The 24,292-nt window shown below is 28.0% G+C and carries 15 protein-coding genes, 3 rRNA genes, 1 other RNA gene and 1 pseudogene; 15 read left to right on the forward strand and 5 right to left on the reverse strand.

The features are described 5' to 3' along the window. Positions 1-118 precede the first annotated feature (118 nt). From AACL24_RS04670 to AACL24_RS04690, 5 genes are all read left to right on the forward strand, one after another. A complete protein-coding gene (locus AACL24_RS04670) occupies positions 119-3,139 on the forward strand; it encodes a DEAD/DEAH box helicase family protein (protein WP_339049014.1) in 3,021 nt (1,006 codons plus the stop codon). 245 nt (positions 3,140-3,384) lie between these two features. Continuing rightward, positions 3,385-4,906: ribosomal RNA gene (locus AACL24_RS04675) — 16S ribosomal RNA — on the forward strand. Positions 4,907-5,098: 192 nt separating this feature from the next. Next, positions 5,099-8,038: ribosomal RNA gene (locus tag AACL24_RS04680) — 23S ribosomal RNA — on the forward strand. An 82-nt stretch (positions 8,039-8,120) separates the two neighbouring features. Next, positions 8,121-8,227 (forward strand): 5S ribosomal RNA (rrf, locus tag AACL24_RS04685). The 16S, 23S and 5S rRNA genes sit together here, the layout of an rRNA operon. A 301-nt stretch (positions 8,228-8,528) precedes the next feature. Beyond that, positions 8,529-8,816: a hypothetical protein gene (locus AACL24_RS04690; protein ID WP_339049016.1), complete on the forward strand. Its 288-nt coding sequence runs from the start codon at positions 8,529-8,531 to the stop codon at positions 8,814-8,816. Positions 8,817-8,879: 63 nt separating this feature from the next. On the opposite strand, the gene AACL24_RS04695 is transcribed toward AACL24_RS04690, so the two are convergent. Beyond that, positions 8,880-9,677 (reverse strand): Pr6Pr family membrane protein, encoded by a 798-nt coding sequence (locus AACL24_RS04695; RefSeq protein ID WP_339049018.1) that lies wholly within the window; start codon positions 9,675-9,677, stop codon positions 8,880-8,882. A gap of 440 nt (positions 9,678-10,117) precedes the next feature. On the opposite strand from AACL24_RS04695, the gene AACL24_RS04700 reads away from it, so the two are divergent. Further along, the gene (locus AACL24_RS04700; protein ID WP_339049020.1) at positions 10,118-11,731 is read left to right on the forward strand and encodes a hypothetical protein; all 1,614 of its coding nucleotides are present in this window, start codon (positions 10,118-10,120) and stop codon (positions 11,729-11,731) included. A 429-nt stretch (positions 11,732-12,160) separates the two neighbouring features. On the opposite strand, the gene AACL24_RS04705 is transcribed toward AACL24_RS04700, so the two are convergent. Then, positions 12,161-12,964 (reverse strand): hypothetical protein, encoded by an 804-nt coding sequence (locus AACL24_RS04705; protein ID WP_339049022.1) that lies wholly within the window; start codon positions 12,962-12,964, stop codon positions 12,161-12,163. 122 nt (positions 12,965-13,086) lie between these two features. Here AACL24_RS04705 and tsaB point away from each other — a divergent pair, with 122 nt between their 5' ends. The 4 genes from tsaB (at position 13,087) to AACL24_RS04725 (ending at position 17,730) form a co-directional block, all read left to right on the forward strand. Beyond that, a complete protein-coding gene (gene tsaB / locus AACL24_RS04710) occupies positions 13,087-13,668 on the forward strand; it encodes a tRNA (adenosine(37)-N6)-threonylcarbamoyltransferase complex dimerization subunit type 1 TsaB (protein WP_252320355.1) in 582 nt (193 codons plus the stop codon). A gap of 50 nt (positions 13,669-13,718) precedes the next feature. Then, on the forward strand, positions 13,719-14,561 hold the full coding sequence (locus AACL24_RS04715) for a MurR/RpiR family transcriptional regulator (protein ID WP_339049024.1): 843 nt from the start codon (positions 13,719-13,721) through the stop codon (positions 14,559-14,561). An 82-nt stretch (positions 14,562-14,643) separates the two neighbouring features. After that, the gene (locus tag AACL24_RS04720; protein ID WP_339049026.1) at positions 14,644-16,749 is read left to right on the forward strand and encodes a fructose-specific PTS transporter subunit EIIC; all 2,106 of its coding nucleotides are present in this window, start codon (positions 14,644-14,646) and stop codon (positions 16,747-16,749) included. Positions 16,750-16,782: 33 nt separating this feature from the next. Beyond that, on the forward strand, positions 16,783-17,730 hold the full coding sequence (locus AACL24_RS04725) for a type I phosphomannose isomerase catalytic subunit (RefSeq protein ID WP_339049028.1): 948 nt from the start codon (positions 16,783-16,785) through the stop codon (positions 17,728-17,730). Between the two features lie 26 nt (positions 17,731-17,756). Here AACL24_RS04725 and AACL24_RS04730 read toward each other — a convergent pair. After that, positions 17,757-18,964 (reverse strand): annotated as a pseudogene (locus tag AACL24_RS04730) (trans-sulfuration enzyme family protein). A gap of 399 nt (positions 18,965-19,363) precedes the next feature. On the opposite strand from AACL24_RS04730, the gene AACL24_RS04735 reads away from it, so the two are divergent. Next, positions 19,364-20,484 (forward strand): IS3 family transposase gene (locus AACL24_RS04735; protein ID WP_339049030.1). Its coding sequence is split into 2 segments (ribosomal slippage): positions 19,364-19,607 and positions 19,607-20,484, totalling 1,122 coding nucleotides; the frame shifts between segments, so codons are not numbered across the junction. Positions 20,485-20,829: 345 nt separating this feature from the next. Next, a protein-coding gene (locus AACL24_RS04740) for an IS5 family transposase (protein WP_339049032.1) occupies positions 20,830-21,659 on the forward strand; the annotation gives its coding sequence in 2 pieces (ribosomal slippage) (positions 20,830-21,226 and positions 21,226-21,659; 831 coding nt in all). Positions 21,660-21,862: 203 nt separating this feature from the next. On the opposite strand, the gene AACL24_RS04745 is transcribed toward AACL24_RS04740, so the two are convergent. Continuing rightward, on the reverse strand, positions 21,863-22,243 hold the full coding sequence (locus AACL24_RS04745; RefSeq protein WP_339049034.1) for a RidA family protein: 381 nt from the start codon (positions 22,241-22,243) through the stop codon (positions 21,863-21,865). 503 nt (positions 22,244-22,746) lie between these two features. Here AACL24_RS04745 and AACL24_RS04750 point away from each other — a divergent pair. After that, complete coding sequence (locus AACL24_RS04750) at positions 22,747-23,061, forward strand: HU family DNA-binding protein (RefSeq protein WP_252320859.1); 315 nt, start codon at positions 22,747-22,749, stop codon at positions 23,059-23,061. Here AACL24_RS04750 and AACL24_RS04755 read toward each other — a convergent pair. Next, on the reverse strand, positions 23,058-23,519 hold the full coding sequence (locus AACL24_RS04755; RefSeq protein WP_252320857.1) for a Holliday junction resolvase RecU: 462 nt from the start codon (positions 23,517-23,519) through the stop codon (positions 23,058-23,060). The two genes, AACL24_RS04750 and AACL24_RS04755, sit on opposite strands and share 4 nt — an antisense overlap. Positions 23,520-23,595: 76 nt before the next feature. Here AACL24_RS04755 and AACL24_RS04760 point away from each other — a divergent pair, with 76 nt between their 5' ends. Together AACL24_RS04760 and rnpB are read left to right on the forward strand one after the other, a co-directional pair. Next, the gene (locus AACL24_RS04760) at positions 23,596-23,913 is read left to right on the forward strand and encodes a DivIVA domain-containing protein (RefSeq protein ID WP_338959370.1); all 318 of its coding nucleotides are present in this window, start codon (positions 23,596-23,598) and stop codon (positions 23,911-23,913) included. Positions 23,914-23,942: 29 nt separating this feature from the next. Beyond that, an RNA gene (rnpB, locus tag AACL24_RS04765) (RNase P RNA component class B) lies at positions 23,943-24,292 on the forward strand.

Here is a 24,292-nt window from a genome sequence, read left to right on the forward strand (position 1 = left end):
TTTTAAATATTAGAGGTTTTTTACTTTACAAAATTATTTTATAATAGTTAATAATTTATTAAAATATAGATTATAATTTATTAAAATAGACACTATTTATTATTAGGAAGTGTAGAGTATGAAAAATAAGGGCTATTATGATTTATTATTAAAGATTAGTGATGATATTACCAATAATTTCCAAACATCACATATTAATGATGAAAAAGAATTAATTAAAGACATTGATCATTATTTAGTTAAACAATTAAATAATACTTTAATTGAACAATTAAAAAGGATTAAATCACCAGAAGCAAAAATTGATTTTTTAAATCAAATCATAAGTAATTTTACTACTAATAAATTTAGTAATAACATTTTATTACAAGTAAATGATAGTATAATTGATAATCCTTTAAATTCTAATATTAGATTAAGTGACAATTTTCTATTTACTAATGAAAACCAACAAGTATTAATTAATCATTTAAATCAGGAAATCAGAACTTGTGATGAAGTATACTTTATTTATCCTTTTATATCAAATTCAATTATAAATAAGTTACGTTCATCATTTACTTATGCTTTAAATCATAATATTACTATTAATTTTATTACTACTACTTTTGATGATATGGCTTTATTTGTTAATTTATATGCATTAGTTAAAATAATAAAAAAGTATCCTAATATTAAAGTTAAAGTTGAAAATAATTTAGAAAAACGTAGTGAAAGAATTCATATTAAAGCTGCCATCTTTAAACGAAATTCAGGTTTTTCTTCAGCAATAATTGGTTCATCAAATTTAACGCAAAAAGGTTTAGCTAGTGGTCGTGAATGAAATATTAAAATTAATGAATTTGATAATAAGCAACTATATCAAAATATTTTAAATCAGTATTATAAATTATGAAATGATAATTTAGTTGATTTAAATAATGAACAACAACGATTACAATTACTATCGCGAATTGAATATAATCGATTGCTTGTAAATAAAAAAGATGAACAATGATTAGCAACTAATTATTTTCTTTATGATTTTCAAATTGCCTTAATTAATAAATTAAAGTTAAGAAGAAAACTTAAAAAAACAAAACATTTAATTGTCATGGCAACAGGTGTTGGTAAAACAGTAGTATCTGCTTTTGACTATTTAAATCAAATCAAAGAAAATAATAATCAAAAACCTTCAATTTTATTTTTAGCACATCAAAGAGAAATTATTGAACAAGCATTTATTACTTTTCGAAAAGTAATAAATGATAAAAAATTTGCAACTATTTTAAATAGTAAACAAAATAATTTTCAAGAACAATATTTATTTGCAACAGTACAAACTGTACATAGACATCTAAATAAGTTTAAACGTCAACAATTTGATATTATTATTTTTGATGAAGCTCATCATTTGGCTGCCAAAACTTTTCAGACAATGTTAAATTATTTTCATCCTAAACAAATTATTGGTTTAACAGCAACACCAGAACGAGAAGATAATAAAAACATTATTAATTATTTTGATAATGAGTTTGCACATGAATTACGATTGTGAGATGCAATTAATGAAAAACTTTTATCACCATTTGATTATTATTGTATTGATGACATTACTGCTGATTTAACTGGTATTGATTTAAATAATGATCAACAATTATTTAAAAAATTAAATACTGAAGCAAGAAATAAGTTATTATTAGATGTAATTAATGACTATATTGGATTTTATAGTAATCGGATTTGTTTAATTTTTTGTATTAATATTACTCATGCACAAATTGTTGCTAGATTTTTGCAAAATCAGGGCTTAAAAGCAGACTTTTTAACAAGTAAAAATAAAACTAATCGTAGTAAAATAATTAATGATTTTAAAAATAGAATTATTAATTATTTATGTGTAGTAAATATTTTTAATGAAGGAATTGATATTCCTGAAATTGATACTATTATTTTATTACGACCAACTAATTCAAAAACAGTATATTTGCAACAGTTAGGAAGAGGATTGAGAAAAACAGAAACTAAACATTGTTTAGAGGTTTATGATTTAATTGCTAATATTGATAAAAAATATGACATAACGATTGGTATTAAAAATCTTTCAAATTCACATATTATCAATGTTAATAAACAATTACCTAATAGTTTTAATTTACCTTATGGATGTACTATTACTTTAGAACCAAGAAGTCAAAACGTCATTTTAACTAATTTAAAGCAATGATATCAATCGCGAAAAAAAATTTATTTGGTAATTCAATCATACTATCAACTTTATAATGATAATGCTATTTTTAAAATATTAATTGATTATGATTTGACAATTCAAGAATTTTATAATTTTTTAAATGATTTTTATTTACGAATAGCAAAAAAAATAAAAAATTATCAAACCCATGATAATGATACTAATCGTAATCAAAATATCTTAAAACAATTCTTATTTTTAAATGATTATCAAATAGTTAATTATTTTTATTTAAGATTAAGTCAAGAATTAGATACTAAATTAATTAATTATCATTATGACAATTTATTAATAGCATCATTATTATATGAGGTTACAAGTAATAAAGTATTTAATCGTATTTTTCCAAATTTTAATGAAATACCATGTTTAGTTACAAATTTCATTGAAAATAACAAATTAGTTGTTAATGAACTAAAAATTATTCTTAAATATAAACTAGATTATGAAACATTATTACTCAATGAACATTTTAATCAAGATTACCCTTTATTATCTTATCAATCAACATTTACTGTGCATCAGGCACTATGTGCAATTAATCGTGTTAATTTTAATAAAAAACTTGGAGCTTTAAAAATTATTGCCTTTCAAGCAGGTCATTTGACATTTAATGAAAATAAATCAGTAATTTTTGCAGATATTGATGGAACAAATTATGGTAAATTAACTAGTTATAATAAATTAACAAAAGAATATTACTGATCAATACCAGAAAATAAAACGATTAATTCAAAATTAGTGAAAGATTTACAAAATAATAATATTGAAAAAATATTATTTTTAAATAATGATTGTAATAAAAAATTTAAAAATCTTGCTTTAAAGTTGTATGACTTTATTGGTATTGGTCAATATCAATTAACAATTAAAAGTGATTATATTACTATTAAATTTTTAATAGAATAAATAATATTTTATTTTTTTAATTTTATAAAAAATTTTAAAAATTTTAATTTTAAAAAAATAATGCTTTTTTATGATAATTAGGTTGACAATAATTATGGCATGTTGTACTATTGTTATTGTCCCAAAAATAAATGGGTTACAAACTAGAAAAAACGATCTTTGAAAACTAAATAGAACAAGAATTAATCCGTCAATTTTTTATTAAAAATTAAATAAGTCAGACATCATCTTTTAACAAAAACAATTTTATTGAGAGTTTGATCCTGGCTCAGGATTAACGCTGGAGGCATGCCTAATACATGCAAGTCGAACGAAAGTAGCAATACTTTAGTGGCGAACGGGTGAGTAACACGTATCTAACCTACCATTTAGTGGGGAATAACTGTTGGAAACGACAGCTAATACCGCATATGTTATTTATTTGCAATGATAAATAATGAAAGGAGCATTTGCTTCGCTAATTGATGGGGATGCGGCGCATTAACTAGTTGGTAAGGTAATGGCTTACCAAGGTAACGATGCGTAGCCGATCTGAGAGGATGAACGGCCACATTGGGACTGAGACACGGCCCAAACTTCTACGGAAGGCAGCAGTAGGGAATTTTTCACAATGGGCGAAAGCCTGATGAAGCAATGCCGCGTGACTGATGAAGGTCTTCGGATTGTAAAGGTCTGTTGTAAGGGAAGAAGTGCTAGAATAGGAAATGATTTTAGTATCGACCATACCTTACCAGAAAGCCACGGCTAACTATGTGCCAGCAGCCGCGGTAATACATAGGTGGCAAGCGTTATCCGGATTTATTGGGCGTAAAGCGTGCGTAGACGGTTTTGCAAGTCTGAGGTTAAATTTAGGGGCTCAACCCCTAACCGCCTTGGAAACTACATTACTAGAGTATAGGAGAGGTTAGTGGAATTTCATGTGTAGCGGTGGAATGCGTAGATATATGAAGGAACACCAGTGGCGAAGGCGGCTAACTGGCCTATTACTGACGTTGTGGCACGAAAGCGTGGGGAGCAAATAGGATTAGATACCCTAGTAGTCCACGCCGTAAACGATGAGTACTAAGTGTTGCCATGAGGCAGTGCTGTAGCTAACGCATTAAGTACTCCGCCTGAGTAGTATGCTTGCAAGAGTGAAACTCAAAGGAATTGACGGGGACCCGCACAAGCGGTGGAGCATGTGGTTTAATTCGAAGCAACGCGAAGAACCTTACCAGGTCTTGACATACCTTGCGAAGCTATAGAGATATAGTAGAGGTTAACAAGGATACAGGTGGTGCATGGTTGTCGTCAGTTCGTGTCGTGAGATGTTTGGTTAAGTTCAGCAACGAACGCAACCCTTGTCCTTAGTTGCCAGCATTAAGTTGGGGACTCTAAGGAGACTGCTAGTGTAAGCTAGAGGAAGGTGGGGACGACGTCAAATCATCATGCCCCTTATGACCTGGGCTACACACGTGCTACAATGGCTGATACAAAGAGTCGCTAAACCGCGAGGTCAAGCAAATCTCAAAAAGTCAGTCTCAGTCCGGATTGAAGTCTGCAACTCGACTTCATGAAGTCGGAATCGCTAGTAATCGCGAATCAGCAATGTCGCGGTGAATACGTTCTCGGGTCTTGTACACACCGCCCGTCAAACCACGAGAGTTGGCAATGCCAGAAGTCGGTGTCCTAACCGTAAGGAGGGAGCTGCCAAAGGCAGGGTTGATGATTGGGGTTAAGTCGTAACAAGGTATCCCTACCGGAAGGTGGGGATGGATCACCTCCTTTCTATGGAGTTTAGTTTCTAATAAGAAACCAAGACAACAAGAAAAAATAGATGGATGATTTATTGGATTACTTCTTTTGTTCTGTTTAGTTTTCAGGGATTGTTTTCTCTGAGCAATTGTTCTTTAAAAACTGGATAATAGACATCTTTTAAAAAAAATAAGATAATTTTTATCTTGCAATAGGATATTCTAAAAATAAATTATTAAGAGCGTATGGTGGATGCCTTGGAATTGGAAGACGATGAAGGACGCGATTACCTGCGATAAGCTTCGGGGAGCTGGAAATAAGCTTTGATCCGGAGATGTCCGAATGGGGAAACCCACTATCTTTAATCAGATAGTACTGTACAATGAATTCATAGTTGTGCAGAGTGATACCTAGAGAATTGAAACATCTTAGTACCTAGAGGAAAAGAAAGCGAATGCGATTCCCTTAGTAGCGGCGAGCGAAAAGGGAGCAGCCTAAACCAGTCGTCAGACTGGGGTTATAGGACTGTCTATTAGGTTCGACCTATGAAGAGTTACAAAATTTATATATAGCAGAAGTTGTTGGGAAGCAACGCCATAGATGGTGAAAGCCCAGTATGCGAAATGTATAAATTTCTTGACAGTATCCTGAGTACGGCGAGGCACGTGGAACCTTGTCGGAATTTGCGCAGACCACTGCGTAAGGCTAAATACTAACCAATTACCGATAGTGAACCAGTACCGTGAGGGAAAGGTGAAAAGTACCCCGAGAGGGGAGTGAAATAGTTTCTGAAACCATATGCTTACAACAAGTCGGAGCCCGTTAATGGGTGACGGCGTGCCTTTTGTAGAATGAGCCGGCGAGTTACGATTACATGCAAGGTTAAGTTGAAAAGACGGAGCCGAAGTGAAAGCGAGCCTGAATAGGGCGTTTAGTATGTAGTCGTAGACCCGAAACCAGGTGATCTAGCCATGAGCAGGTTGAAGTTAATGTAACAGTTAATGGAGGACCGAACCAACGTTCGTTGAAAAGACCGTGGATGACTTGTGGCTAGCGGTGAAATTCCAATCGAACCTGGAGATAGCTGGTTCTCCCCGATATAGTTTTAGGACTAGCGTCAGAATTAGTGCAATGGAGGTAAAGCTCTGAATGTATGATGGCCCCACCTCGGGGTACTGAATGCAATTAAACTGCGAATGCCATTGTTACATATCTGGCAGTCAGTCTATGGGTGATAAGGTCCATGGACGTGAGGGAAACATCCCAGATCATCAGCTAAGGTCCCCAAATCAATGCTAAGTGGAAAACGATGTGGAATTGTTCAGACAGCTAGGAGGTTGGCTTAGAAGCAGCCATCCTTTAAAGAGTGCGTAACAGCTCACTAGTCGAATGATTCTGCGCGGAAAATGTACCGGGGCTAAGCATTGTACCGAAGCTATGGGTCTATATATATATGTTTAGATATATTGTGGGCGGTAGGGGAGCGTTCTAATCTGCGACGAAGTTAGACCGGAAGGACTAGTGGAGCGTTTAGAAGTGAGAATGCCGGCGTGAGTAATGATTGAAGGTGAGAATCCTTCATGCCGATTGACCAAGGTTTCCTGGGCTAGGTTCGTCCACCCAGGGTTAGTCAGGACCTAAGGCGAGGCCGAAAGGCGTAGTCGATGGATAACAGGTTGATATTCCTGTACCACCATGGTGACTGATGGAATGACGGAGAAGGCTAAAATGTCCCAGTGATTGGTAGTGCTGGGCTAAGTACAAAGAGGGTTGTGTAGGCAAATCCGCACAGCGTTAACCTTGAAGTACGATGGGGAGTGAACGGTTCGCTTAGTAACGAAGCATTTGATGCCATACTTCCAAGAAAAGTTTCTAAAGACATCACCATGGTGCCTGTACCGAGAACGGACACACGTGGTCAAGGAGAATATCCTAAGGCAAGCGAGATAACTATAGCTAAGGAACTCTGCAAAATAACCCCGTAAGTTAGCGAGAAGGGGAGCTCATAGCAATATGAGTCGCAGTGAAGAGGTCCGGGCGACTGTTTAGCAAAAACACAGCTCTCTGCTAAGTCGTAAGACGATGTATAGGGGGTGACGCCTGCCCAGTGCTGGAAGGTTAAAGAGATTTGTTAGCGTAAGCGAAGCTTTGAACTGAAGCCCCAGTGAACGGCGGCCGTAACTATAACGGTCCTAAGGTAGCGAAATTCCTTGTCAGGTAAGTTCTGACCCGCACGAAAGGCGTAACGATCCGGACGCTGTCTCGGCTATAGACTCGGTGAAATCTTAGTACCTGTGAAGATGCAGGTTACCCGCGATTAGACGGAAAGACCCCGTGGAGCTTTACTACAACTTGATATTGAATTTTGGTGTAGTTTGTACATCATAGGTGGGAGACGTTGATATGCAGACGCTAGTAGGCATGGAGTCACCATTGGGATACCACCCTTGCTATATTGAAATTCTAACTTGAGACCATAATCTGGTCTAAGGACAGTGTCTGGTGGGTAGTTTGACTGGGGCGGTCGCCTCCTAAAAAGTAACGGAGGCGCCCAAAGGTACCCTCAATATGAATGGAAATCATATGTAGAGCGCAAAGGTAAAAGGGTGCTTGACTGCGAGACATACAAGTCGAGCAGGAACGAAAGTTGGGCTTAGTGATCCGGCGGTGCTGTGTGGAAAGGCCGTCGCTCAACGGATAAAAGTTACCCCGGGGATAACAGGCTAATCTCTCCCAATAGTTCATATAGACGGGGAGGTTTGGCACCTCGATGTCGGCTCATCGCATCCTGGAGGTGTAGTCGCTTCCAAGGGTTGGGCTGTTCGCCCATTAAAGCGGTACGCGAGCTGGGTTCAGAACGTCGTGAGACAGTTTGGTCCCTATCTGTCGTGGGCGCAAGAAATTTGAGGAAAGCTGTTCCTAGTACGAGAGGACCGGAATGGACCTACCTCTGGTGCACCAGTTGTCACGCCAGTGGCACAGCTGGGTAGCTATGTAGGGAATGAATAAGCGCTGAAAGCATCTAAGCGCGAAGTCAGTTCCAAGATGAGATTTCTCATTCGAAAGAAGTAAGATCCCTTGAATACTACAAGGTTGATAGGTCAGGTGTGTAAGCATAGTGATATGTTCAGCTTACTGATACTAATAGATCGAGGATTTATTGAAGAATATATTCTCTATTGCAAATGAAAAGTAATCAAATTTAAAGATGTCTGTTTCTAGTTTTTAGGGAGCAATTGCTAAACTATTTGGTGTCCATGGCGGAGTGGTCACACCTGTTCCCATCTCGAACACAGCAGTTAAGCACTCCAGCGGCGAAAATACCAGCAATGGGAAAATAGCACGATGCCAAATTTTTTTTATTGTGTTAATATTTAATTTAAAATTTAAATTTTTTTTATGTTAAGATTGAGAATATTAAAATGTAAAAAAGATTTTAAGAAAAAAGGAGAAAAAATGGATAAGGGTGAAAAGAAATTAGATAAAAAATTATACATTGGAGCTAAAATTGGATTCATAACAAATATTATAAGTATTATTTGAAGTGTAATTATTACAATTATTTTAGACAGCAATTAGTGTTATTTTTAACAGTTTTACAAAATATGATCACACTTCATTAACATCAGGAGTTAGTACAATATTTGTTGTTGGATTGATTTTTGGACTTTTAATTGCAATTGGATTTTCAATTGCAATAATTATCATGTGCAATAACGTTTTAAAAGGAAATGCTAATAGTGGTTTAGCTGTTGGAATTGTAACTTTAGTTTTAGCAGGTTTTTCTTTAATAGCTATGTTTTCATCACATTTTAATTTTATTAGTGGTATTAATATTATTTTTTTAGGACTTAATATTGCTTCAGGTGTATTATTAATTATTGGTAAATATCTTCCAGTTACTAATAAACCAGAAGAAGTAGTTTCTATGGTAAATGAATAATTAAAAATATTTAATAAATTATATAAATAAGGCTTTTAATTTCTAAAGCCTTATTTTATTTTTTTATAATTTAAAACCATAAGGATAAGTAATGATTGGAAAATTTGGTTTATCATCATCATGCTTTTTTTTATATTGTATATTATTAATTCATAAATAAAGGTATTGTAAACTAATACTAATAATTAACAGAAAAATAATAGCAGTAATTAATACTCCTACACCATATTTTTGGTAGTTGAAAAAAAAGTAAGGATAACAAGTATTAATATTTTCTCCTTGTTTAACACGTAATACACCACGAACCATTACCATTACTACATAAAAACAAGGATAAAATAAAATAAATCACATATAAAATTTATGATGATTTTTTAGTGAATAAAAATCACGTCCACATGATAAAGCAAAATTTAAAATCATAACAATTGGCATAATTAGATTTAGAATTATTGTTTTAAATCATAAATAAATATCAGTTCCATATTTACTTCTTTCTTGGCTATTACTAATGATACCTATTCAAAATACTAACATTGTAATTGTAATATAAATAGTAATGCTTAATAAAATATAAAAACTTGGTTTTGAGTTTTCTTTAAATTTACTTTCAAATAAAAAAGCAAATAAATAAATGAGTACTAAATAATTAGTTTGAGTTGTAAAATAAAAATAATAAATTGCTAATCTTTCAGTTGGTTTATCAACATTAGGAACAATGAAAGCATTGGGATAATTAATAGTAATTATTAAATCAAAAATTAAAAATAAAGAAATAATAAGTAGGCCAAATAAACGTCAAATAAATTTAATAAGATTTCTTTTTTTTAATAGGTATTCACTACTATTTTTTCAATTCATATTTTTTCTCCTATTTATATTAGAATTAAATTTAATTAAATTTTTGATAGGAAATTTAATTTTTTATTATGATTGAATATGCTACTTATTTAGTATATCAAGTTTTTCCTTATCACTATTAATATTTACTAACTGATTATTTAAAACACTTAATAAGTTAAAAAAAATTAACTTATTAATTATTTAATCTTGATTTTTTGCTAATAAAGTTTATTATTAATGTTAAGGATATAATTTTTATCCTTATAATTTTAATGAATATATAAGTAATTATATAAGTATTAAAATTATATATGTTGATTTAACAAAAAGTTTAATAATTGATTATATATCCTTAGTTTTATTTTATTAAAACTAAGATTTTAAGTATTTAATTAAATATGCTTAATTTAATATTATAATTATAAACACAAATAATAGGTAAAAAAGGAGTAATCATAATGACAAATTTCTTATCTTTTAGTTGTTTTAAAACTAAAAGTTTTAAAACAATAAGTTTGGCTTTGGCATTATCTCTTACTAGTAGTTTAATGATAGTTACTAATCATCAATCTAATATTAGTACTGTTAATGAGAGTAACAAACTTTCTGGGTTTCATATTACTGTTAAGGAAAATAATAAAAATTTAATTAGTGAAGCTAATACTTGAAATTCAATTAATAATAATTATGAAGATTTTATTAGATTGCATAAAGAAGTAATAACAGAACAATTTAATGATATTAATAAGGTTAATAATAATCCAAATGATAATCTTAGTAAAGATGTTAATGAGAAATTTAAGAAACAAATTAAAAACAAAGCTAATAATATCTTGCCAGATAATGGTATTAAATATTTTACTGATAAAGTTATTGGTCGTAGTGTTGCTAAACAAAGTTTTAATGATATTGCTAGTTTTGGCTATGTTTATGTTGGTTACCATGATAATAGTTTACCAGCGCAGATTAACAATGGTATTTTTGCAACGGTAAATCCTAGGGCAGATTTTAATAATTATTTTAGTATTCCTTATATGATTAAACCAAGCGATGATTTTTTAAATACTCATAAAAGTGTTCAAGATCGGTTAGCAATTTTACCACTTAATAATGGTAATCCCAATGATACTAATCAACCAATGTTAGCTATTTTAGCAAAAAATAAAAATGATAAGAATGAACAATTATTAATAAATGATAAAAATGATGAAGTTTTTGATAATGGTTCAATTAGTTATGCAATATTAAATCATAAACCAGATGATCATTTAAAATCAACTATTTTTAATGTTAGTGTTAAAGATAGTGGTTATAGTAAAACTATTAAGTTAACAAATAATAGTTCAAATATTCAATTTAGTACTATTAGTGATGAAAAAGTTAAAGAAAATCCTGTAATTGTACCTCAATATTTAGTTCAAAATAATTCACAAGATAATAAAAATACATTAATAGTTATGAATAAAGCTATTGAGAAAGCTAAAGTAAATATTAGTGATTCACAACAACATTGACTAAAATGAAAAGTTGATTCACAAACTTTACAAAAAGCAAAAAATGATTTGGGAACACCTATTAAAGATGGTGATAATTTAACTCTTAATCAAGGAAGTAATTTTCAAGTTTATTGTATAGGTTTAGATACATCTGACTTACAACGTCAAGCTGCTTCTGAACAATATATTACTGTTTATAGAAGCAATACAAAAATACCTAATTTTCCAAATTGTACTGATTTTTTTGAAAAAACTAATAATTTATTAGCGGGTTTTCAACAATATTTAACTAGTGCTACTAACAATAGTATTAAAATTGAAGATTTAAAAAATAATGCTGCTGGTGAGTTTTTATCATGATTTATTCAATATCAAGGTGATATTACTAAACAAAATTATGTTAATTATTTACAAAGTAATAATTCAGATCGTCCCTGAGATGTTAATATATCATTAACAACTAAAATGTTAGTTAATAATTGAAATATTATTATCATTTGTGGATTCATTATTAGTTTTTTAACTATAATTCCAATAGTTGTTGTTATTATTCGTAAAAAGAAATATTTAAAATAAAGTTTGTTATTTTTAAGTAGTACTTGTTAAAAAACAATATTTTATATAAAAATATAAAATGATAAGTGTAAAAAATGTTATTACTTGTTTTTTCTTTTTAGTGAGTTACAATAAAAATGGCAGTTATAAATGTTTAGAAAATATTTATGTAATGCCGGTTTTATTTTTATATTTGACTTTAAGTCCTTGTATACTATATATGCGATACAAGGAATTTTTATATAATTTTAAAATAAAATATATTAAGAAAAAAGAGGCAAAAAATAACAAAATAATATTTAAAAAAAATAATACAATTTCAAATTTTTACTTTTCACAAATATATATTCCTCCCTACAATTATTTTTCAATATTTTTTAAATAATAAATAATAGTAATAAAGTGTACTAGTTTATAAACTAGTACACTTTATTTATAAATTATTTTACATTAAAAATTTGTATCTCTTAAAGCCGCTATTGGTTTATTATTTTTTTTATAAAGGATATTATTATAAAGAGTAAAAAGTAACATCAAAATTAAGTATAGCATTAAAATTGCAAAGATATAAATAAAGAAAGTAGTTAAACTTTTATGAAAATCTAAAAATGGATATGGAAATGAATAATCAATTTCTGTTGTTCCTTTTCTTAAAAAACCAACAAAATTTCCTTTAGCAAGTGCATAACCTAAATATACAAACATGTAAATAGAAATAATTGGTATTCAAAGATATGTTTGTTTTCCAAGTTTTCAGTAGTATTTACCAGCAGAAAACATAAAATATAAAATCACTATCACTGGTACTATTAAATGTAATAAAAATGTATTTATAAAATTTAATATGCTAATACTATTACTACTATCTAAATTATTTATCATTGGTTTAAATAATACAGCAAAAAATACGATAAGAGTTACGGTAATATAAACAGTAATTGCTAATGAAAAGCGCCCAAAAACAAATTGTGCGCGATTGTCATGAAAACGATTTGTTAATACAAAAGAAAAGAAAAGAAAAACTAAAAAATTTGACTGAATAGTAAAGGTAGAAATCATTGTTCAAATACCAACTCATGGGCCATCTGGAGTTCATAAATTATGAGGATTAGGTGTTCCAACTGTTATTGGTTTATACTCAATTAAAACTATTGCAAATTGCATTATTAGACCTATAACAGCAATAATTAGTCCAGATCAAAGTAAAAAATCAGAAAATTTACTTTTAAATCCTATATTTTTTCCTATTCCCATATGGATCAACTCACAATTCTATATTTTTTCTATTTTAATTACATTATACATGATATTATAATAAGTATGTAAGATATTAGAAAATTATTAATAGCAACTAAATGAAATAATAAGGTGATGTTATGTATCAATTATATTTAGATACAACAAATAACAAATTAACAGTGGTGATTTTGCAAGCTAATAAAATTTTAGCAAGTTCATCATTTATTGCTTGACAAAAACAAACAGAATTGGCAATTCCAACTATTACTAATTTACTTGTAAAATGTAAAATAAAATTAAAAGATATTTCAAAAGTAGTTATTGCAAATGGTCCTGGCAGTTATACTGGAATTAGAGTAGCAATTACTTTTGTCAAAACACTTAAAGTTTTGAATAGTTTTTTAACGGTTTTTACTATTAATAGTTTATTATTACAGGCAGGATTAATAAAATCAATAAGTGTTTTGTCAGCATACAATAATAAAAGTTATTTGGCAGTATGTGATAATGGAAAAATAATTATTCAGCCGCAATTAGTAGATGAAAATGCTAAAATTGGTATTATTAGTGATTTACTAGATTATAAAATAATTGAAAATTTAGAAAAGTGTAATATTGTGGAAAATTTTCAAAAGTTGTCACCATATTTTATCGAAGTAAAAAACATGGAAGATTTGCAACCATATTATATTAATGATCCATTTTCATCACATAATTAAAAAATAATAATATTTAAATATTTTACATTAGTTTAAAAAGGAGTTTTTACATGCTTATCAATGATAATTTTTGATCTAGAGTATCAAAGGAAGAAAATAATTTCACAAAAAAAGAAAAAGTTCTTATTAACTATATTAATAAGAATAGTCAAAAAATGGATCAAGTTACTATTAGTTCTTTGGCTAAAGAAAATACTGTTGGTTATAGTGTTGTTTATAATTTAATTAAGAAATTGGGATTTAAAGGTTATCGTGAATTTATCATTAGTTTAGCTGCGCAAGAAACTACTTTCAAAGCTTTAAATCGTGAGTTTTTTGGTGATCGTAGTGTTTTAAAAGAACATTATAAAAAACTAATGGATTTAAATGATTCAACGATTAATTATGAGGAATTACAAAGATTTATTAATTGAATAGATGCTAATCGTAAAGCTTGTATTTATTTAGCAGGTATTGGTCATTCTGGTTTAGGTGCGGAGGATTTATCAAATAAATTATATCGGTTTGGTTTACGATCAATCTGTTTAAATAAAGATGATGATAGTATTTTAATGCATGCTTCTTTAATTATTCCAGAAGATGTAATAATTCTTTTTTCATTATCAGGTAAAACCGCTACTATTGTTGAAGCAGCTAAACTTGCTAAAAAGAATAATGCTAAAATTGCAGTTGTTACATCACAAGATAAAACTGAATTAGTGACTTATGCTGATTGAACATTTAATATTGTTTCTTCAGGACTTTATGAAGCACAAGAAATATTTATTTCTCCATTATTTGCTATTACTTATTTTAATGATTTAGTAACAACATATTTATTAAAATCAAAGCATAAAGATTGATATTTAGAAAATAGAATTAAAACTAATAAAGTAATTAAAAAATTTAATTAATTTTTTAAATAAAAAAACTGTTTTTTTTAAAATAATAATTTAATATTATGTCATGAATATTTATTAAGTAAGGAGATGAAGTATGTTGTCTAAACAAGATGATATTTTGACAGTAGAACACGTTTTTCTTGAATCTGATTGTAAAACACAAGCAGAAGCTTTTCAAGAAATAGCAACTTCTGCTAAAAAATTAGGTTTTTTGAAAAAAAATATTAGTGAAAAATCACTAGTTAATAGTTTTCTACAAAGAGAAGGAGAAGGAACTACTGGTTTTGGTGGTGGTGTTGCTGTGCCACATGCTCGTAATGAAGATATTGTTAAATCAGGAATTTTTATTATGCGTTTTAAACAGCCAATTCCTTGGAAAGCACTAGATGAACAACCCGTTAAAGCAATTATTGCTTTAATTGTGCCACTAAAAAGTGCTGGTAATGAGCACTTGGAAATTTTATCAAAAGTGGCACAAAGATTAACAAAACCGGAATTTCAATCAATATTATTTAATTCAAAAGATAAAAAAGTAATTATTCAATCACTAAATATTAATAATAAATCTAATGTTGAAACTAGTAGTAAAACTATTAGTGAAGATATGAAAGGTTCTTCAAAAAAAACTAAAAATATTATAGCAATTACTGCTTGTCCAGTTGGGGTAGCACATACTTATATTGCACAAGATAAATTAGAAATTGCTGCAAAAAATTTAGGCTATAATATTAAAGTTGAAACTCATGGTAGTATTGGTATTAAAGGTGCTTTTACAGCAACTGATATTGCCAATGCTGATTTAGTTATTATTGCAGTATCGGCCGGTGTTGCAGATTTAAAATTAGAACGTTTTAATAATAAACCATTATATAAAGTAGAAATTAGCAAAGTTATTAAAAATCCTGAAAGTATTGTTAATGATGCTTTTGCTAACGCAAAACCTTATGAAATAAACAAGTCAGAATCGGGACAAAAAGCGGAAAAAGTAAATAAATCAAATGATTTATTTACTACTGATAAACAGGGAATTATGAAACATATTATGGCTGGTGTTGGCTATATGGTGCCATTTGTTGTTTTTGGTGGAATTATGTTAGCATTATCAATTGGTATTGCTAAAGCAGTTTATGGTGCTGACTTTGATATTTCCAAGTTACCACATAATCATTTTCTTTATTTTATGAATCAAGCTGGAAGTATTGCTTTTACATTAATGATTCCAATTTTAGCTGGTTTTATCGCTAATTCAATTGCAGGACGTGCTGCCTTGGTTCCGGCAATGGTAAGTGCATATGTTGCTAATACAGCAGGATTAGTTTATCCAATTGCTGGTTTAGAGCCAAAGGTTTCTGCTGGATTTTTAGGAGCATTATTAATTGGTCCAAGTGTTGGATATTTAGTAAGATGAATTATTACTTGAAAAGTACCAAAGACTATTGCTCCAATTATGCCAATTTTCTTTATTCCTATTGTAGTAACATTTTTAATTAGTTTCACTTTTATTTATGCAATTGGAGCTCCAATTGGTTGAATAATGGAACAATTTCAAAATGGGTTAACCCACATGCCACGTGAAGCAATGGCAGCAATTGGAATGTTGCTAGGAGCCATGGTTGGATTTGATATGGGTGGTCCAATTAACAAAGTTGCTTTTTTAGCAGCTTCAACAACGATAACTGCTGATCCTAGCTCACAATTATTTATGGGAGCAGTAGCTGCAGCTATTCCTGTTGCACCACTTGGAATGGGTTTAACAACTTTGATTTTTCGTAAATTCTTTAATGAAAGTGAACGTACATTAGGTTTAACAGCAATGTTAATGGGGTGTATTGGTATTTCTGAAGGTGCGATTCTTTTTGCAGTAAGAGATCCAAAACGTGCTATTATTAGTAATATTATTGGTAGTGCTGTTGCTGGTAGTATTGCTGGTGCTTTCTTATTAACTGATGCTGCTGGTCATGGTGGTCCTATTGTTGCTATCTTAGGTGCAGTTAGTTCAGTTAATTATGTGCTTTGGGTAAGTATTCTTTTATTCTTTTTAGCCATTATTGTTGGAAGTATTGTTACTTGTTTAGTATATGGTGGATTATTAATTATTCAATCACGTAATATTAAGGTTTTTAAATTAATGAATGAAAGAATCATGAAAATATTTAATAGTAAAAAAACTAAATCTAAAAATAGTAAAAATAAAGTTTAATTGAAGAAATAATCAAAGTTTAGGAGAGTGAATATGAATAATAGCACATCACAAATAATTTTTTTAAAACCTGCTTTTATTCGCAAATTATGAGGTAGTCAAAAATTAGCACACAAATTTAATTTTGATTTACCTAAAAATACACCAATTGGTGAAGCATGATTAGTTAGTGCTCATCCCAATGGAATGAGTTATGTTTTAAATGGCGAGTATAAAGGATTAAGTTTAGCAGAATTGTTTAAACAGCAACCTAGTTTATTTGCTAATCTTGATAGTTCAGGTAGTGTGATTAATAAAGAATATCCGTTGTTAACAAAAATTTTAGACGCAAATGATAGTTTAAGCGTTCAAATTCACCCCGATGATAAATTCGCAGAAAAAAATCATCAATGTTTAGGAAAAACTGAATGTTGGTATATATTAGAATGTTTACCCAAAGGTAGAGTTATTTTGGGTCATAATGCTAAAACCAAAGATCAGTTTAATCAATGATTGGCAAAAGAACAATGACATAAACTATTAAAATATATACCAATTAAAAAAGATCAATTTATTTATGTTCCTTCTCTAAAAATTCATGGTTTATTGGCACATACTATGGTTTTTGAATTACAACAATCATCAGATATTACATATCGTTTATATGATTATGATCGTAAAGATGAACTTGGTAATTTACGAAATTTGCATTTGAAAGAAGCATCAACTATTGTTTTAGCTCCTGATTTAAATAGTAGTGAAGCTAATGGTCATGATAATTATTTAGTTGATAACAAGTTTTTTAAGTTAATTAAATTAATTAATGAGGGAATTAAGCATTATAGTTATCCTAATACTAGATGATTGCAAATCTCAGTATTGGATGGTAATGGTATAATTGATGATACTAGTATTAAAAAAGGTGACTCATTTATTTTACCAAATGGTTATACTGATTTTTGTTTAAGTGGTAATATGTTGTTGATGGTTGCATATTGCTAATAAATTGTTTCATTTATAAATAATTATTATAGTTTTTTTAATGCTTGTTCCAAATCATTTCACAAATCTTCAACATATTCAATACCAATTGAAAGACGAACAAGACCTTCTGAAATATTTGCATCTGCTAATTCTTGTGCATTATAAGTAGAATGTGTCATTGAAGCAGGATGTTCAATCAATGACTCAACTCCACCTAAAGAAACTGCCAAAATTATTAATTTTAAATTATTTAATAGTTTGATTCCTCCATCATATCCACATTTTAATTCGAAACTAATCATTGCTCCTGGTAATTTCATTTGTTGTTCATAAAGTACTTGTTCTGTTGCTGAATTAGTTAGTCCAGGATAAAATACTTTTTTAATCTTAGGATGTTTTTTTAATCTTGCTGCAATTATTCTTGCATTTTTGCAAGCTCTTCATAATCGTAATTCTAAAGTTGATAGTCCTCTTAAAACAAGAAAGGCATCATGAGGTGATAATACAGCTCCTGTTAAATCTTTTAATCCTTCAAAACGAATTTTATTTATTAAAGTACTTTTACCACAAACAATTCCGGCCATAACATCAGAATGACTGTTAATATATTTTGTTGCTGAATGGATAACAATATCAGCACCAAAAATTAAAGGTTTAGTAATGATTGGTGTAGAAAAAGTATTATCAACAATTACTTGAATTTGTGGATTATATTGCTGGACAATATCACTAATTGCTTTAATATCTAAAATTTCTAAAGTAGGATTAGCTGGTGTTTCGAAAAAAACAACTTTAGTATTTGGTTTTAAATTTTTTTTAATTTCATCAAGTTTAGTAAAATCAGCAAAATCAACTTCAATTTGAAAGCGTGATATTCCTTTTTCAATAAGTGAATGAGTACCAGCATAAATTGTTTTTGATGATAATAAATGGTCAATAGCATTCAATAATGTTCAAAAAGTAGATGCAATGGCCCCCATACCTGATGAGAAAGCAATTGCTTTTTCTGATCCTTCTAAATGTGCCATTCGTTTTTCTAAAACAGTTGTTGTTGGATTACCAATTTTTGTATAAACATATCCTTCTTCTTGTAAATTAAATATCCTACCACCTTGTTCGGCACTATCAAAAGCAAAAGTTGTTGATAGATAAATAGGGGTAGAGCGGCTCCAAATTTATCATTATAATTACCACAATGAACTAATTTAGTTGCAATGTGGTAATTATTTTTATTTTTTTTAATTTTTGTCATAATTATCTCCTTATAGATATAAATTTATTTTATTTTTATGTTATTTCCATTTAATTTGTATTTTAAAACTACCTTTTATATAAATAAAGGTAGCAAGTTTATATTAAAGTATATAAATATCTTAGATTAATGTTAACAATCCTGTTTTAAAAAAGTAGTTATAATCTAATATTCAATTTTTATATGAAAATACTACAATATCTTTTTGTTATTTTATAGTAAATTTTTTTTAATAAAAAAGGTTATCTTTTTACTAGTAATCTTTAAATTCATATTTTAAATTCAATACTTATTATAGTTTTTATTAATTAACATAATTTTAGTGGATGGGTTACAATTTATTGGACACTAATTACGTAGACAAGTAAACAAATTTGTTAAAAGAAAGGAACTATAATTATGGCCAATATTAACTCATATACCGATGAATTTAAAAAACAAATAGTAGCTTTATATCAAAGTGGCAAATCAGTATCTTGCCTTGCTAAAGAATATAATGTTACAAGAGCAGCTACTTACAATTGAATTAAGCAATTTAGTAATTCAGGAAGTTTTAAAACTAAAGATAATCGTTCTTTTGAAGAAAATGAATTAATTAAATTAAGAAAAGAATTAAAGCAATTACGAATGGAAAATGATATTTTAAAGCAAGCAGCACTAATAATAGGCAGAAAATAGAAATTATTGTCAAAAATAAAGCTAAATATAAAATTCGCACAATGTGTCGTTTTTTAAAAATATCTAAATCAACATATTATTTTAATTTAAAGAAAAAAGAAAATAAAATCAAAAATAATATTTATGATGAAGCTGTTATTAGTGCTTTTAAAGAAAATAAAGAAGTTTATGGTACTAGAAGATTAAAAAAAATTCTAGAAAACCAAGAAATTTATTTATCGCGCAGAAAAATTAAAAAAATTATGAATGAATATAATTTAATATCAAAATATACTAAATTATCATTCAAAAATCATAATAACAAAGTTAACGATAGTCAAATAACTAATCTTGTTAATAGAAAATTTAAGAATAGGATTAAAAATGAAGTTATTGTTAGTGATTTAACTTATGTACAAGTTAATGGTAGGTGAAAGTATATTTGCCTATTAATAGACCTATTTAACCGCGAAATTATCGGACATAGTGTTGGAGTTAAAAAAGATGCATCATTAGTACATCAAGCATTTATGCAATCAAATCGCTGTTTAAAAGATATTCAAATATTTCATAGTGATCGCGGTAATGAATTTAACAATAAAATTATTGATAAACTTTTATTAGCATTCAACATTAACCGTTCTTTAAGTAAAAAAGGTTGTCCTTATGATAATGCTGTTGCTGAAGCAACTTTTAAAACTTTTAAAACCGAATTTATTAATGATAAAAATTTTACATCATTAATCCAATTAAAATTAGAATTATTTGATTACATCAATTGATATAACAATATAAGAATTCACAGCACTTTAAACTACTTAACTCCAGTTAAATATCAACAACAAATGTTTACCAAAAAATAGTCCTAAAAAGTGTTGCCATTCCAAAATTTTTTTGTCCCATTTTTTATTATCTTCTTCATTAGTAAAAGCAATTCCTGAACCATTTTCAATTGGATATGCTCTGTCTTGTTCATAGTCTGCTAATAAAATTAGATTATTCTCTTTATCAATTGTATAAAAATCAATATTATTGTCTTTAATAATAACACCAAATATTTTATCATTAATTTTTGATATTGCTTGTAATCCATAAACTGGTATAGATTGTTCACTATTTCATTGAAAAGAAATAGACTTCTTGCAAAACCTATCTATTAAAAATTAAATTTTTAAAATAAAATTAAAAATAAAAAAGATAGGTAATCTATGATGTTTGATAAATTAAAAATTATTAACAATCCAGAATTATTAAGATTAACTGGTATAAATGATATTATTTTTAATAAAATTCTAGAAATTTTAAAGACAGAAGAAGTAAAAAAGTTTAAAAATGGTGGTACACCTAATAAATTATCATTAGAAAATCGTTTATTAATGACTTTAGAATATTGAAGAGAGTATCGAACTTATTTTCATATTGCTAAAAGTTATGGAATTAGTGAAAGTAGTTGCTATAGGAATATCAAGTGAATAGAAAATACTTTAATAAAACATCCTGATTTTCAACAACTTGATGGGCAAAAATCACTGTTAAATAATAATTTTAAAGATAAAACAGTTATCATTGATGTGACTGAAAGTACTATTCAACGCCCAAAAAAAGTCAAAAACAATATTATTCAGGAAAAAAGAAAAAACATACAATAAAAACTCAAGTCATAATTGAAAAAGATAGTAAAAAAATTATAAGTTCTTATTTTTCTTATGGTAAAAATCATGATTTTAAAATTTTAAAAAATTCAAAAACGAAATTTTTATCAGAAACAACTATTTTAGTAGATTTAGGATATCAAGGTATACAAAACATACATAAAAATGTCTTATTACCTAAACGAAAATCAAAGAAAAACCCTTTAACTAAAGAAGAAAAGAAAAATAATAAGGCTATTTCAAAAATGAGAGTTGTTATTGAACATGTTTTTGCGATTCTTAAAAAATTTAAAATTATTAGTGAAAAATATCGAAATAGAAGAAAAAAATTTGCATTAAGATTTAATTTAATAGCTTCAATTTATAATTTACAATTATTAATTTAAATATATTTGATAATTTAATATTTTATTTTTTTATTTGAAATAATAATTTTTGTTGTATTTTAATGACAAAAAATAAAACATATTTTGAACAATAATTTTTAAAAAATATTAAAAGTGTTATTAAAATAAATTTTTAAACTTAAAAAATGTGATTAATATCATAGTTTTGCAAGAAGTCTAATAAAAAAATAAAATTAGAAAAATTATTTTAAATAAGCAATTGCTTCAATTTCAATTAATGCATCTTTGGGAATTCTAGCAACTTGAACTGCTGCTCTTGCTGGAGCGTGTGTACCAAATATTTCTTCATAAACTTTATTCATTTCAACAAAGTGATTTAAGTCTTTTAAGAAAATATTAACTTTTACAATATTATTTAAAGTAATATTAGCAGCTTCACAAATTGCTTTAATATTTAATAAACTTTGCTTAGTTTGTGAAGAAATGTCAGTGCCAATAAATTCACCTGTTTTACTATTAATTGGTAATTGTCCAGAAATATATAAAAAGTCACCTGCAATTATTGCTTGACTATATGACCCAATAGCAGCAGGAGCATTAGGCGTATGGATAATATTTTTCATAGGTTATCACTCTTTCTAAAATTATTATGTTTTTGCATCATTGAATATATTAGTAAAATGTAGCGTTATTTTTAAGTTATTTACGTGGTATTAAATAATTAATTAGTAATATAAAATTAGCATCATTAATTATTAAAACTTGAACAACTATAAATATATTTTACATGTTTTTCTTTTCGTTTTTTTAATAATTATTTTTCATTTTAATATTTTTTCATTTTAATTTTAATTAAATATTTATTTAATATTTTATTATCAGTATTGAAAATTAAATTTTATTTTTATTTTTTAATCTTTATAAGTGTAAAAAAAATATTATTCAAATAATTTTATCATTTTTTTAGAAAAAAAATACATTTTATGGTTCACTTTATAAAATGTTACTATATAATTTGATTACAGACCAGTAACATTTTTAAATTGGTTTGAAGATAACGTAGTTATAATAATATCTATAATAGACATTATAATTATAATTCTTAAAACATTAGGAGGAAATTTTTATGGCAAAAAGTAATTCTAAAACAAAGACAGAAATTATTAAGATAGTGGCGCAAAAGTCTGACGTCACAATTGCCTTAGCGACTAATATTATTGATTTATTTTTTGAAGAGATAAAAGTTGAAGTTGCAAATGGTGGTAAAATTAATATACCAAAATTTGGAATATTTGAAACTATTATTCGTGAAGCAAGAACAGGTCGTAATCCCCAAACTGGTGAATCTATTGTAATTAGTGCTTCTAAAGCACCTAAATTTAAAGCGAGTTCTGAATTTAAAAAACATACTAATCAACAAACAGAAACTTTAGCTTCTTAAATTAAAAATTTTAAAAAATCAAGATAAAATGGATATATAATTTCTAATTTATATCCATTTTGTTCTACTTTTTTATATGTCAGTGCTTTTTTTTGAACTTTTAAAAATTTTAATTTTTCTCAAAAAACTAAAAAAAAGGCATTATGTTCTGAAAAATAAATAATAACAAAACTAATAGCATTAAGATAAAAAGCATTTTCTAAGTATTCAAGTTGATGTTTTTTAAAATTATTTCATGGTAATGTTAAAGACTTAGTACTTTTTGCTTCAAAACAAAAATATTTACCATGATAAACTCCATGATAATCAACATTACTTTTTTCTTTAAAAATTTTATTGTTTTGATATAAAATTGATGGATTTTGTTTAAAAATTAGTGCTTGTTTTTCATTATTTATAATTTCAATAGTATAATTAATTATAGTTTCAAGAAACATTCCACGGTTAGCATAAAACATTATTTTAATTCCCCCTTACATATAGAATATTACTAACTTTGGAATAGTTTTCCTTTTAATTAAAGGAGGTATAAGTATGAATATTTGTAAAAAGGATATTATAGATAAAGAATTTACTGTTGATTATAAAGGCTATGATTCTAAAGAAGTAGATTTATTTCTTGATTTAGTAGCTACTAATTATGAAATACTAGAAGAATTTGTAAATAAACTAAAAAAGCAAAATGCAATTTTAGAAAATAATAATTACAAGTTACTTAAAGAAATTGATGTTTTAAAAACACAAATTTTAGTTTTAAAACAAGAAAAACAAAAATTAGAAGAAAAAGGTGTAGAAAATGTTGATATTATTACGAGGTTAAGCAAATTAGAAAGTATTGTACATGAAGAATAAATATGTTATAATTTTTTTCTAAAAGAATAAAAAATGAGCTAATCGCTGCATTAGTATGTAGAGGAAAGTCCACGCTCGCACTTTCTGCGATGAAAGTAATGTTTGTGTTAGAGAAAACAATAACTCTAAGCAGTAATTCTGACGGCTGACAAAAACCTAAGTTTTTTATTAAATAAGGTTCTAGTCTATAAAAGTGTCATAGAGACGAGTTTTAAGGAAACTTAAAAGCTGGAACGAGATAAACCCCACAAGCGAGAAACCCAAATTTAGGTAGGGGCATTGGTTTATTAGAAATGAATAATAAACGGAACTATTGTTTACAATAGTAGATAAATGGTTAGCACTTGCAAGAAGCAAGAACAGAACGTGGCTTATGATT

Origin of the sequence: Spiroplasma endosymbiont of Colias croceus (assembly GCF_964020095.1) — a bacterium.
Taxonomy (GTDB): Bacteria; Bacillota_I; Bacilli_A; order Mycoplasmatales; family VBWQ01; genus Spiroplasma_E.